The organism is Pleomorphomonas sp. JP5 (assembly GCF_023721815.1).
Classification (GTDB): Bacteria; Pseudomonadota; Alphaproteobacteria; order Rhizobiales; family Pleomorphomonadaceae; genus Pleomorphomonas.
This window is the reverse complement of the sequence record NZ_JAMDLI010000008.1, coordinates 400,467-413,428: the sequence shown is the minus strand read 5'-3', so window position 1 is coordinate 413,428 and position 12,962 is coordinate 400,467. Positions and strand designations below refer to the sequence as shown.

Annotated in this window: 13 protein-coding genes; 4 read left to right on the top strand and 9 right to left on the bottom strand. The window is 62.8% G+C overall.

The window, feature by feature from the left end:
* Positions 1-2: 2 nt before the first annotated feature.
* Entirely contained in the window at positions 3-662 is a 660-nt protein-coding gene (locus M4J40_RS13230; protein WP_251754611.1) for a haloacid dehalogenase type II, read from the bottom strand.
* A gap of 200 nt (positions 663-862) precedes the next feature.
* On the opposite strand from M4J40_RS13230, the gene M4J40_RS13225 reads away from it, so the two are divergent.
* Positions 863-1,720, top strand: coding sequence for a branched-chain amino acid aminotransferase (locus M4J40_RS13225; RefSeq protein WP_251755601.1), 858 nt, complete (start codon positions 863-865; stop codon positions 1,718-1,720).
* 100 nt (positions 1,721-1,820) lie between these two features.
* Positions 1,821-2,123 carry a hypothetical protein gene (locus M4J40_RS13220; RefSeq protein ID WP_251754610.1) on the top strand — a complete coding sequence of 101 codons (303 nt, stop codon included), beginning with the start codon at positions 1,821-1,823 and terminating at the stop codon, positions 2,121-2,123.
* A gap of 3 nt (positions 2,124-2,126) precedes the next feature.
* Here the strand turns inward: M4J40_RS13220 and M4J40_RS13215 are convergent, their stop codons facing one another.
* The 6 genes from M4J40_RS13215 to M4J40_RS13190 all read right to left on the bottom strand — a co-directional run bounded on the left by M4J40_RS13215 (position 2,127) and on the right by M4J40_RS13190 (position 9,127).
* Positions 2,127-2,888 carry a response regulator gene (locus tag M4J40_RS13215; RefSeq protein ID WP_251754609.1) on the bottom strand — a complete coding sequence of 254 codons (762 nt, stop codon included), beginning with the start codon at positions 2,886-2,888 and terminating at the stop codon, positions 2,127-2,129.
* A gap of 192 nt (positions 2,889-3,080) precedes the next feature.
* Positions 3,081-3,677 (bottom strand): superoxide dismutase, encoded by a 597-nt coding sequence (locus M4J40_RS13210; protein ID WP_251754608.1) that lies wholly within the window; start codon positions 3,675-3,677, stop codon positions 3,081-3,083.
* A gap of 151 nt (positions 3,678-3,828) precedes the next feature.
* A complete protein-coding gene (locus tag M4J40_RS13205; RefSeq protein WP_251754607.1) occupies positions 3,829-5,916 on the bottom strand; it encodes a S9 family peptidase in 2,088 nt (695 codons plus the stop codon).
* A gap of 83 nt (positions 5,917-5,999) precedes the next feature.
* Positions 6,000-6,353, bottom strand: coding sequence for a DUF1491 family protein (locus M4J40_RS13200; protein ID WP_251754606.1), 354 nt, complete (start codon positions 6,351-6,353; stop codon positions 6,000-6,002).
* Positions 6,354-6,454: 101 nt separating this feature from the next.
* Complete coding sequence (locus M4J40_RS13195) at positions 6,455-7,336, bottom strand: peptidoglycan-binding protein (RefSeq protein ID WP_251754605.1); 882 nt, start codon at positions 7,334-7,336, stop codon at positions 6,455-6,457.
* A 3-nt stretch (positions 7,337-7,339) separates the two neighbouring features.
* Positions 7,340-9,127 (bottom strand): ATP-binding protein, encoded by a 1,788-nt coding sequence (locus M4J40_RS13190; RefSeq protein ID WP_251754604.1) that lies wholly within the window; start codon positions 9,125-9,127, stop codon positions 7,340-7,342.
* Positions 9,128-9,626: 499 nt separating this feature from the next.
* Here M4J40_RS13190 and M4J40_RS13185 point away from each other — a divergent pair, with 499 nt between their 5' ends.
* Both M4J40_RS13185 and M4J40_RS13180 read left to right on the top strand, forming a co-directional pair.
* The gene (locus M4J40_RS13185) at positions 9,627-10,004 is read left to right on the top strand and encodes a DUF5330 domain-containing protein (RefSeq protein ID WP_251754603.1); all 378 of its coding nucleotides are present in this window, start codon (positions 9,627-9,629) and stop codon (positions 10,002-10,004) included.
* A 157-nt stretch (positions 10,005-10,161) separates the two neighbouring features.
* A complete protein-coding gene (locus tag M4J40_RS13180; RefSeq protein ID WP_251754602.1) occupies positions 10,162-10,584 on the top strand; it encodes a SufE family protein in 423 nt (140 codons plus the stop codon).
* Between the two features lie 102 nt (positions 10,585-10,686).
* On the opposite strand, the gene M4J40_RS13175 is transcribed toward M4J40_RS13180, so the two are convergent.
* Both M4J40_RS13175 and M4J40_RS13170 read right to left on the bottom strand, forming a co-directional pair.
* Entirely contained in the window at positions 10,687-11,106 is a 420-nt protein-coding gene (locus tag M4J40_RS13175; protein WP_251730271.1) for a MucR family transcriptional regulator, read from the bottom strand.
* 475 nt (positions 11,107-11,581) lie between these two features.
* A complete protein-coding gene (locus tag M4J40_RS13170; RefSeq protein ID WP_251754601.1) occupies positions 11,582-12,715 on the bottom strand; it encodes a DUF2336 domain-containing protein in 1,134 nt (377 codons plus the stop codon).
* Positions 12,716-12,962: the final 247 nt, after the last annotated feature.

Genomic DNA, 12,962 nt, shown 5'->3' with positions numbered 1-12,962 from the left:
GGTCAGAGCTTGGTCAGGCCGGTCAGGTCTGGCAACTCCGCAGCCGGTCGCATGTCCTGGTATTCGTCGAGCGCGCCTGCGCGATTGATCCAGACGGTTCGGAACCCGTACTTCGATCCACCAGCGACGTCCCAGCGGTTGGACGACTGGAAGGATATGGCGCTCGGGAACACGCGGAAATGCGTCGTCGCCATTTCGTAGACGCGCGGATCCGGCTTGTAGCAGCCGATCGTGTCCACCGACAGCACGTCGTCGATGATGTCGCCAAGGCCGGCGGCCCGAATCGCCCTGTTGAGCATCAGTGGGCTGCCGTTCGACAGGATGGCGATACGGGTGCCGGCAATCTTCAGATCGCGCAGGACAGCCGGCACCTCGGGGAAGCAGTCGCAACTCCGATAGGCCTCGAGCAGTTTCTCGCGCAGGTCGGGATCGACCTGGGGATAGACCGCGAAGGCCGCGTCGAGCGCGTCCTTGGTCAGCGCCCAGAAATCTTTGTAGGCGCCGGTGGCCGAGCGGATCCAGGAATACTCAAGCTGCTTGGTCCGCCAGAGCTCGGAAAGGCGCTGTGCGTCGGGGCCGAGTTCGGCGGCATGCCGGCGGACGGCCGAGTGGACGTCGAACAGCGTGCCGTAGGCATCGAACAGGAAGATCGGATGGTACATGCCGCTGTCTCCGCTTTCAGCCGTCGATTCGTGAACCAGCGACTTTCGCAACTTTGGTATCGGATATATCGGTTATCTGGAAACCGGCAAACAAACATGCGGAAAAGCCTGCAGAGGGGCGGGTTTTCATCGGGCCGTTGCCGTGTCGCCGCGTTCGGCGACGATGGGGTAGCGGACGCAACGAGAAACGGAAGGACAGTATCGTGGCTTGGTCTCAGACCTGGACGTGGCTGGATGGCGAGTGGCACGAGGGTAACGTGCAGATCATGGGCGTCAGGACGCACTCGTCCTGGCTCGCCTCGTCGGTGTTCGACGGCGCCCGTTATTTTGAGGGCGTGGCGCCCGACCTCGACCTTCATTGTCAGCGAGTCAACCGTAGCGCGCTTGCCATGGGCCTTGAGGCCCTGCGCCCGGCCGAAGAAATCGAGGCGCTGGCGCGCGAGGGTTTCTCTCGCTTCTCCGGCGATGCGGCGCTCTACATTCGCCCGATGTACTGGGCCGAGGATGGCGGCTTCATGGGGGTGCCCCCCGAAGCTGCGTCGACGCGCTTCTGTCTCAGTCTCTATGAAGCGCCCATCCCGTCGATCGACGAGGGCTATGCCGTAACCACCACGCGCTACCGTCGGCCACTGCCCGAAACGGCTCTGGTCAACGCCAAGGCGGGATGCCTTTATCCGAACAACGGCCGCGCCATGCTGGAGGCCAAGGCCAAGGGCTTCGACAACGCGGTTCTGCTCGACGTGCTCGGCAACGTCTGCGAGCTCGGCACCGCCAACCTGTTCATCGCCAAGGACGGTGTGGTGATGACGCCGGCCGCCACGGGCGTGTTCCTGGCGGGCATAACGCGGTCACGCATCATTCAGCTTTTGCGCGACGATGGCTTCGACGTGCGCGAATGCATCCTGAAAACGGAAGACCTGGCCTCGGCGGACGAGATCTTTGCCGCCGGCAACTATGGCAAGGTGACGCCGATCCTGCGGTTCGAATCCCGTGAGTTCTCGGTTGGGCCGGTGACGAAGCGTGCCCGCGAACTCTATTGGGCTTACGCGCACGCTTGAGCGAAGAGGACTTTCCTTGAGCGTCCCCTTGAAAACGCCGCTTTGACGGCGGACTTCAAGGGGATGCGGCGTCGGCTACGCAAACTGCGAGGAGGAAAGCATGCGGACGGCAACGATTCTGAGGCTGACGGTAGCCCTCACGCTCGGTACGACCTATTCGGCCACGGCTGCCTCTTTCATCGCCAGGCCGACGGAACCCATGTCCTGCTCGTCAGGAGGAAAGCTCTGGCAGGGGTATTTCCACGGTCGCAAGGAAGTGGAGAGCGGCTGGAAGAGGTATGAGGACGTCTCCGAGCGCTACTGCTTCAAGACGGAGAAGCTCTGCCGCAATTGGCTCTACAACATGCAGAGCGAGTACACCTACATGGTATGGTCCGCCGTCTGCGCCCCCATGGGGAAATGACGATCAGCTGCCTCGCGAGGGGTGGGATGGCCCGCGTGGCCGTTTGGAGCGCTTGACCACGACCGGAACGGTCGGGTTGGCGCGCGCGCCGACGAGATCGCCGTAGACGGCTTCGTTCGACTTTTCGCGAAAGGTGATGTGGGTGACAAGGAATCCGGGATTCTCTGGAAGCGGAACATTCGCCGGCGCCTCCGGCAGTAGGCCGCGATTCCGCAGCGAGGCGGCTTCGCGCAAGGCAAGCAGCCGTTCTTCCGAGACGATCTCGGCCGGCTGACCCGAGCGGCGTTCGGGGCCCCGGTAGCTGGGATCGTTGCGCCGCCGTCGATCGGGGCCGAAATACCCCGAGCCCGTCTTCACGTAGACCCGTGGCCGTCCGAACACGGTCAGCAGGCGTTCGACGAGATAGTTCGACGACATCGGCTTGACCGCGATCTCGTCGATGCCGGCCATCACCGCTTTCTGGACATTCTGCCGGCTGGCGTGTCCGGTCATCAGCAGAATGGGAACCATGCGGTTGACGACGGCGCCGCCGTGACGGATGCGATCGGCGAAGGCGAAGCCATCCATTGGCTCCATGCCCAGATCCGACATGACGAGATCGACGTGTCGGCCGGTCAGAAACTCGAAGGCGGAATCGGTGTCCGAGAACTCGTGAATATCGTGAAAGCCAAACTCGCTGAGCATGCCCGCCACGAAGCGCCTGAAGCGGGGACTGTCGTCGACGATGACGATCGTTCGAGCGATATAATCCGTCAGCTTTGGCATGAGGCCCCGTCAACCGTTGCACGAGTGGAAACAATAGCCGGGGTGCGAACCACTCCGGTACCCACAACGACAGTGATAGTGGCTAGCGCTGCGTCGGACAACAGCTATCGCTGAAAAAGACGAAGGGCTCCGGACAAGCCGGAGCCCCAAGTAAAGTCGTATCGGTCAAGCGTGGCGCGAACGCCAGTCGGCTCAGCCAGCCTTGGCGTAGAGTTCGGCGACGAACTCCCAGTTCACCAGATTGTCGAAGAAGGCTTCGAGATACTTCTGACGCAGGTTGCGGTAGTCGATGTAGTAGGAGTGCTCCCACACGTCGACGCCCAGAAGCGGCGTCGCGCCGGCGACCAGCGGGTTCTCGCCGTTCGGCGTCTTGGAGATGACGAGCTTGCCGTCCTTGAGCGCCAGCCAGGCCCAGCCGGAGCCGAACTGCGTCATGCCGGCCTGGATGAAGTCGGCGCGGAACTTGTCGAGACCACCGAGATCCTCGTTGATCTTCTTGAGAAGCTCGCCGGGAATGGAACCGCCGCCGTTCGGCTTCATCCACTGCCAGAAGTAGAAGTGGTTGTAGTGCTGAGCGACGTTGTTGAAGACGGCGGGGTTCTTGCCGAACGAGCCCTTCACCACGTCCTCGACGCTCTTGCCTTCCCACTCGGTACCCTTGATGAGATTGTTGCCGTTGTTCACGTAGGCAAGGTGATGCTTGTCGTGATGATACTCAAGCGTCTCGCGCGACATGTACGGGCCAAGGGCGTCATAGGCATAGGGAAGGTCGTTCAGCTCGAAAGCCATGGTCGTCTCCTCTTTGGAAAAGAGCATTCTATAACTGAGCATCGCCGCCCAGCGGTGGTGCATGCGAGATAGATAGGAACTTTTCCTGATGGCGGCAATGAGCCACGAGTCGATTCATGGCTCCCATGCGCGTTTCGGTTAGCAAAACGAGTTAGTTAGCCTTGCCCATCACCTTCAGGGCGAAGGCATACTCGAGCGCTGTTTCCTTCAGTTCGTCGAAGCGGCCGGACGCTCCGCCGTGGCCAGCGTCCATGTTGATGTGCATGACCTGCGGGTTGTCGTCGGTCTTCAGCGCCCTGAGGCGTGCGACCCACTTCGCCGGCTCCCAGTAGGTGACGCGCGGGTCGGTGAGGCCGGCCAGCACGAACATCGGCGGGTAGGCCTGCGTCATCAGGTTCTCGTAGGGGCTGTAGGAAGCGATCAACTGGAAGTCGGCGACGCTTTCGAGCGGATTACCCCATTCGGGCCACTCCGGCGGCGTGAGCGGCAGCGTGGCGTCGAGCATGGTGTTGAGCACGTCGACGAAGGGAACGGCGGCGAGCACCCCGCCCCAGAGCGACGGCGCCATGTTGGCGACGGCGCCCATCAGCATGCCGCCGGCCGAACCGCCATGGGCGACGATGCGCCCCTCCGAGGTGAAGCCTTCGGCGGCGAGGTAACGGGCCGCTGCGATGAAGTCCTTGAAGGTGTTCGGCTTGTTCTCGCGCTTGCCGGCCTGATACCAGCGGTGCCCCTTCTCGTTGCCGCCGCGGATATGCGCGATGGCATAGACGAAGCCGCGATCGACCAGCGACAGGATGCGGGTCGAGAACGAGGCGGGAATGGCGATGCCGTAGGCGCCATAGCCGTAGAGCAGGCAGGGCGCCGAGCCGTCGAGAGGCGTGTCGGCGCGGTAGAGCAGGGTGACCGGCACGCTTTCGTCATCGGCGGCAGGCGCCATGATGCGACGCGTCACGTAGTCGGAGGGCTCGTGGCCGGACGGAACCTCCTGCGTCTTCCTGAGGAAACGCTCGCCGGTCGCCATGTCGTAGTCGTAGACCTGCGCCGGCGTGGTCGGCGAGGAGTAGGTGAAGCGGACGATGTTGGTGTCGAACTCGTAGGAGCCGGACAATCCGAGCGAATAAGCCTCTTCCGGGAAGTCGATGGCATGCTCGTGCCCGCTCGACAGCTCGCGGATCACGATGCGCGGCAGGCCGCCCACCCGTTCGAGCCGCACCATGCGCCCCTGGAAAATCGACATCGACAGGATGAGACGCCCCGGCTCGTGAGCGACGACATCGATCCAGTTGTCTCGGCCCGGGCTCTTGAGCGGCGCGTTGACGATCTTGAAGTCCTCGGCGCCGTCGGCATTGGTCAGGATGTAGACGCGGTCGTCGCCGTCGTCTTCGATCGAGTATTCGACCTCGATTTCGCGTGCTGTCACCAGGCGGGGCGGACTATCCGGCGCCGTGGCGTCGATCAGTCGCACTTCGGACGTCTGATGATCGTGTGAGTCGATGACGATGAAGCGACCGGACTGCGTCTTGTCGACGCCGCAGAAGAAACCGGAATCCTCTTCGAGATAGACGACCGTATCCTCCGAGGCCGGTGTTCCGATCACATGGCGGAGCACTTTCTCGGTGCGATGATTGTCATTGATGAACGTATAGAAGAAGGAACGGGAATCGGCCGCCCAGGCGACACCGCCCGCGGTGTTGGGAATCTCGTCAGGCAGATCGACGTCGGCATCGAGATCGCGGATGCGGATGACATGAAACTCCGAGCCGGTATCGTCGAAGCTATAGGCCAGGAGCTTGTGGTCCGGGCTGTGGCTGGCGCCCCCCAGGCTGAAATAGGACTTGCCCCGCGCCAGTTCGTCGGCATCGAGCAACAGCTCCTCGGGGCCGCCGTCGCGCAGCGTGCGGACAAGTCGCGGGTGCTGCGCACCGGTAAGGTAGCGGCTGGCATAGGCGTAGGGGCCGTCTGGGAGCGGAACCGAGGAATCGTCTTCGAGGATGCGGGCGCGCATCTCGGCGACCAGAGCTTCCTGCAGCGAGACCGTGTCGGCCATGTAAGCGTCGCAGAACGCGTTCTCGGCGTCGAGATGGGCGCGAATGCCGGGATCGAGAAGATCGGGATCGCGCAGGACGTCCTGCCAGTTGTCGGCGCGAAGCCAGGCGTAGTCATCGACGAGATCGACGCCGTGAACGGTCGTGACGACAGGCCGCTTATCGGCGCAAGGGGGCTTCATCTCGGTCATGGATGCTCCGAAAGCTGCAAAACGGCTGGAGGGATATCCCCAAAGATGCCGGCGGGGCAACAGGCAAACACGTAGCCGGACGGTCAGGTTCCGATGATATCGAGATCCGACGTGCCCTGTCGGTCCTCTGTTTCGACGATCCAGCAGTCGCTGTCGAAGCGCCGTTCGGACCGCAGGCGGGCGTCGACGTCCGCCTCGGGGGCATCGGCAAGCAACTGTTCGAACACACGTCCCCCGGCCATGGCCGGGTCGACGTCGTCCAGATAGATCTGTGGCGCGGGGCCATAGAGATCGGCGGTGCCATCGAGGTGCGATACCTTGACGAAAATGGCTCCGGCCTCGGCGGCGCCCCTACCGACCACCGCCGTGAACAAACCGCCGTCGTTGCGGCGGCGAACATAAGCGGAAACGAAGAAGTCGGAGGTGATGCGGGCCATGGCCATGCTCGACAGCGTAACCTGCCGTTCAAACCACGGGTTTGCGCCGAGGGCAAGACCTGCGCGGTTCACGCCTTGGAAGATGAATGACAAGAGCGTGACTAGAGGCCGCCAACCTTGACGAGCTGGGAGACAAAAGCCTCGTCGATGGCGCCTGTCTGCGGCAGGTTGTAGTAGGCCTGGAAGCGCTTGATGGCCGCGCGCGTTTCGGCCGACATCAGGCCGTCGATGGCGACGGGCCCGAATCCTTGCTGCGACAGCGAGCGTTGGATGCGCGCAAGGTTGGCGTCGGCGGCGGGCGCCGCCGGTGTGGCGACGGCCACCGGTTTCGCGGCCGCCTTGGGCGGAGCCACCGAAGCGATGAGATCGCCAATGCCGTCCATCGACATCTCCGCCGGCTGGGCCTCGGTGGGCGCCGGCTGGGCTGCGGTGGCGTCGGGCTTCGGCCTGGGCACCGGCGCAGCGGCGTTTGTCGGCAGCGATGCGACGGTCAGCGGATCGGCTGCAACCGGACTGTCAACGTTGAGGCTGGTTTTCGGCCGTACGGACCGGATGGCCAGCAGCACGTTGTTTGACGGCTCCCCCGTTGGGGTGAGACGGAAGGCGCGTTCGAAGGCCAGGATGGCCTGCGATGTTTGCGGACCGGCGAGGCCGTCGATCTCGCCCTTGTAGTATCCGAAGTCCTTGAGGCCCTTCTGAATGTCGGCGATCAGGCTCTGATCGGTCGCTCCAACGGCCGACCCGTCGGAGGAGCGCAACGTCGGCGCCTGCGTGGGAGCCGGCGTCGCCGGGGCAACGGGGCGGGTGCCGACAAACAGCGGCGCCGGATGGGCGCCCGGCTGCAAGGCGAGGGCATTGGTCAGGATGGCAATGGCGGTCGCCGTCATCATCAAGCTCCCGGCGGTGGCCATCGGATTCCCGATGGCGCCCCGGAGCAGAAGGGCGACAAGTCCCGCTTTTCCTTGGGTCTTGCGTCCTGCCATCAATCAGGCCCTCCGCGCCACGCGCTGGATCTGGTCGACATCCAGAACGCGGGAAATCGGTTCGGCGCCATCGCGCGAAGGATGCATTGGCAGAAGCACGGTGACGGTGGTGCCCTTGCCGAGGTCGGAGTCGATCATCACCTGGCCGCCATGCAGCGCGACGAGGCCTTTCACCACCGAGAGTCCGAGGCCCGTGCCAGCCTGCTTGCGGTCATAGCCGGTTTCCGCCTGGAAGAACGGGCTGCCCACACGGCATAGATCCTTCTCGGCAATGCCGATGCCGTTGTCGCGCACGGAGATCGCCATGCGGCGCCCCTGGCGGCGAACCGAACAGGTGACCTGACCGCCGCGATTGGAGAACTTCACCGCGTTGGACAGGAGGTTGAGCACGATCTGCCGGCAGGCACGCGGGTCGGCTACCAGTTCCGGCAGATTGGGCTCGATGTCCGAGATCAGCAGGATTCCAGCCTTCTCGGCCTGAGGGGTCATCATCTGGCGGCAACGGTCGACCAGCGGACCGACGCGGAAAGACTCCGGATTCACGTCGAAGGAGCCGCATTCGATCTTCGAGAGATCGAGAATGTCGTTGACCACTTGCAGGAGGTGCTCGCCGGATTCCTTGATGAGGCCGGAGTATTCCCGATGCCGATCGAACTCGAACTTGCCGAACAGTTCCTGGTTGAGGATGTCGGAGAAGCCGATGATCGCGTTGAGCGGGGTCCTGAGCTCGTGGCTCATGTTGGCGAGGAAGCGGGTCTTGGCGAGGTTGGCGGCTTCCGAGTCGGCTCGCAGCGCCTCGAGTTCCGCCTCGTGCTGCTTGCGCTCGGAAATGTCGCGTGTGACCGTCACCACGGCGTCGTCGCCCTGCTCGTCGGAAAGGTGACGCATGTGCGACTCGACCCAGATCCAGCCGTCGGAGTCGATCTCGTCGCCGCAGCGGAGACGATACTCAACCCGTGCCGCGCCCTGATGAAGCGCCACCGAGATGGCCGAGAGATAGGCCGGCCGGTCGCCGATATGGACGCGCCGGAACAGACCGTCGGCAACCAGGTCAGCCGGCCGTACCGACAGCAAACGCATGGCGGCCGGTGAAACGAAGGTCACGTCGCCCGAGGGGTTGTGACAGGTGACGAGGTCGCTCATGGCCTCTGCGAGCAAGCGATAGCGCTGCTCCTGACGGGCGATGGAGAGCGAGGTTGCCCGCTCGCGCCGCTCGATTCCGATGGCTACGCCGGAGGCATAGCCGAGGGCCACCACGCAGGCGAGGAAGTTCATCGTCGTTCCGTCACCGGCGAAGGTGAAGGCACGGCTGGCGTCGCCGGTGAGGGTTAGAAGCGCCGTGAGTAGAAAGCCGGCGCCACTGATCAGCGCGGCGCCGGCGACGGTCGACCGCCGGCCGGACAGGGCCGCCTCGATGGGGGCGATTGCGAACCAGACCACGGCGAACGAGCCCAGGCCACCGGTGTGGAGCGCGACCCAGACGGCAAGCGTGGTCAGAATGGCAGCCGAGAGAAGATAGCCTTGAGCCAGCCGGCCCGTGCGGGAGACGAAGAGCGCGACGAGAATCTCAAGGCCGAGAACGGAAAGCGCGGTCGCGGTGAAGCCGGCCGAGGACGGGTCGACCGCGAGCGCCGGGGGGATGAGGCCGAAGGCGGAGAATCCGCTGACCAGATGGGAACCGATGAATCCTCTGTGTCTGTCGATCTCGACTGGATCGTCGACCACCGAGCTATGAACAAGGTGATCAAACGAGCGCTCCAGCGCGGCTCTGATCTCACAGTTACGCAACACGCATCCCCATCGCAGGCGGGTCGGCACCTCCACGAGAATCACTCAAGGGGGCCTCCGACATGCTGGTCCTGAGTTTCCGAAAGCTTCCGGCGATACCGGCTACGCTTCGGGGGCGGACCATTTGTCTTTTCTGTCGCCACGGTGCCATGTGCCCCTTTATGGAATGTTGATGGGAGGCATGAGGCGAGGGGGGAGACGCGCTCAAAAAGGGTTTTGGTCGAAAAGATCGAATTCACGGTTAAGCGTGAGTGAACACCAGCCTGGGGCGTGTGGAAGCCCGCGATAAACCTTGTGAATCCCTCCCGCCGGGCTGCGAGATAGGCCGATCGATAAAATTTGACTCAAATTTTCGTCGAATTTCCCTGCGATTTGAATGATCGGTCTAATTTGATCCTAAAAAGTCCCTGCTAGAACCGGGAACATCAAACGGACAGCGACGGTTTCGACCGCGAAAGATCCGGACGCCCCGCAAGGGCGATGAACAACAGGGAAGTGCACCATGATGTTTCTCCTGAGGACGGCATTCTGGCTGTCCGTTGTCATCTTTCTCATTCCCGTCGATCACTCCGCCGAGCAGCAGGCCGAGGCCGCAAGGGTGCAGCCGATCGGCGCGCTTGAAGCGGCGAGCGCGGCCCAGGCGACCATCTCCGACATGAGCGGGTTTTGTGGTCGCAACCCCACCGCTTGCGAGATCGGCGGACGGGTTGCCACCACGTTCATGCTGAAGGCGCAGACCGGCGCTCGCATGGTCTACGAGTTCATCGACAAGTCGCTCGCCGACAGTCCGGACGCCGCGAATGTCGATCACGGCACACTGACCGCCACTGACCTCAGCCCCGCCTGGCGCGGACCGGGCAAGGCGCCGCAGGGCATTTGATCCGGCCGCTCCGGCCAAGACCGGTGGCTGTTGTTTTCCCTGCCCGATGGTAATTCCGTCGGGAACTCGACCGCCGCGACCTCAGGTCCGGCGGTCTCTTTCTTTACGGGTGATCGCGGTCTATACCGAAGCCGAACGGCAGACATGGAGACCGGACGTGGCGACGACCCTCGACGAAATTCGGGACAACTTCTCGCTTCTCGACGACTGGGAGGATCGCTACCGCTATGTGATCGAGCTCGGCAAGGAGCTGGAACCGCTCGCCGATGACGATCATGACGAAGAGCACAAGGTGCGTGGTTGCGTCAGTCAGGTGTGGCTCAAGCCGAGTCTCTCCGATGACAAGGCCGATCCGGTCCTGACGTTTATCGGTGATTCCGACGCGCTGATCGTTCGGGGGCTGATCGCCATCCTTCACGCCACTTACTCGGGCAAGCGGGCCTCGGAAGTTCTGTCTATCGATCCCGAGGCCATCTTCAACGAGCTGAACCTGCGCGAGCATCTTACGCCGCAGCGCTCGAATGGCCTGAGATCCATGGTGGAGCGTCTGCGCAAGATCGCCCAGGAAGCCCGGGACTGACATCGCGGAGTGATGCTCCGCGCCAACGCCTTGGCATAGCTGCCCTAAAGAAAAGCCCGGCCTCTCGGCCGGGCTTCTCATGACTGGTCGGTCGAAAGACGATCAGCGGGTGCGGCGGCGCTGCTGGCCGAGGCCCATCTTCTTGGCGAGATCCGAGCGGGCGGCCGCATAGTTGGGGGCGACCATCGGGTAGTCGGCCGGCAGGCTCCACTTCTCGCGGTATTCTTCCGGAGACATGTTGTAGTGGGTGCGCAGATGGCGCTTGAGCGACTTGAACTTCTTTCCGTCCTCAAGGCAGATGATGTAGTCGTTGGTGACCGACTTCTTGACCGGAACGGCCGGACGAACCGGCTCGGCTTCGACTTCCTGCGGTGCGCCGCCCTGCACGCGGTTGAGCGCGCCCACGACGTCATAGATCAGGTTCGGCAGTTCCGCGGCCGGAACGGAATTGTTGCCGACATAGGCGGCGACGATATGCGCCGCAAGGTCGATTATCGTCAGGTCGTCTTCCATCTCGCTCATCTTTGTACCTGTTCTGCTTGAATTTGGATATTTCTGTTGCGTCTCATTAACTGCTCCACCGGCGGAGAATTTTTTTGATTAATTCTACGTGCGAAGCCGCAACAAACCCATGATCTGCTGTCGGACATGTCATTACAGCGCTTCAAAAATGAAAACAAGTGGAACTTGGAAATGAATAACACCAATACGATGGAAAACGAGTTCATGCCCAGCGAATGCTAGGAAAAGTCACGCAAGACGCTTGCTGCACATCAAAGTTGCCTGCGGCTGAATGGGGCGCGAGGCACAGAGACTCTAGCGCTCTTCCAGGCAAGGGGCGTTTAGCGACGAGTTCGGACGAGTCGACTCTTCATTTGGGCCATATGGCGCCGCGGTTCCGGTCGGCTCCCAGAGACGAGGGCAAAGCGGAAAGATTAGCCCGAGCGTTTCAGAGTCAAAACGGTCGTGCTTGCAAAAGGTGGGATGTCTGCCGACGTCAGGCGCGATCGCGCCTTGCCTGGGGCATGGCCTCCGGCCTCTCGTCGCGGCCGGCTCCGGTTGCGAACGACCGGACGGGCGTGCCTGTCTGGGTCTGCGGCACGTGAACCGGTGTTCGCTTTGCGGATGGGAGTGCGCCCCGCCAGCGATCGACAAGCAGCAGGGCCGAACGAAGCGACACCATCTCGTATAGGTCGACGAGGCGCTTGACGTCGAAGTAGTTGCGCGTGTCGTCGACGCCCGAGAACAGGATGACGCGGGTGGCTATACCACTGTCGAGGCCGGCGGCCTTGAGGCAGATCGACAACGGCTCGCCGCCGGGATCGGCGAGCAGCCGAACCAGAAACGGGGCATCGAGACCCGTGAAGTCCGAAAGGATGCGCGACATCGCCTCGGTGTTGCGCTGCAGGCAAGCGCGCGCCAGCGTAGTGACCTTGTCGGGATCGGGCATCGGCACGCGGGGCAACGGACGACGGGCGGCGAACTCTCTGAGCGCGGCGATTTCGAGCGCCTGGATGACGCGACGTCGACCCCGACTGTCGAGATCGAGAAAGAGGTCGATCAGGTCGGTGTCCTGCACGTCGTCAATGCGCGCGGCCAGCTGCCTGGCCAGTCTGGGATTTTCCCGGGCGTTTTCCACCATCATGCGGACGGCGCTGGGCGGCAGGCTGATGCTCAGGTTGGCGGCCAACGCCGAGAGGCCATCGGTGCGCAAACGGCCAAGCAGTGCCTCCACCACGGCGGGCTGAAGGTTCTTTCTGGCCGCGATCATCTCGAGATGGCTCGGCGAGGCGGTGGCGACCAGCGCCAGAAGCTGGCCTTCGGAAATACTTTTCGACTTCTCGATCATGACCGAGGAGACGGGGAAGATGTCATGCAGGAGCGCCCGCATGACGGAAGCCGGAACCTCGTCGTAATCGGCGAGTAGCGTAGCGATGCGAACCCGGTCCTGAAGCGCCGTCACCTTGAGCAGCTGCGCCACCAGCTCTTCATACATCGCAACCTCGGAGCGCGTATGCACAGGTTCCGAGACGTAAAGCTCAGTTGCCTCCCTGAGGAGCGAACGGGATCGCGCACCGTCAGTGCCCTTGACGAGGCCGAAAATGCCACTTGAAAAGGGGGGCGACGCCATTTCAAACCCATCCCGAGTGCGAGTATCTCGCCTGCCGAACTCAAGAATAACAGTCGGCGGCTACGCGTAAGGAGAATGCCGCCTAAATCGTAAACCATTTGTTAACTCTGACGGCCGAATGATGGTTTTGCGAGCGAAAGTACAAAGGCGGCGATCATAGCCTTCGTGTCCATGCTCGCAGTGATCCGGTCCGGCCCAGGAGGGTGCCGTGGGTGACGTGATAGCTTTCGGTCTGCCAGCGCTTCGC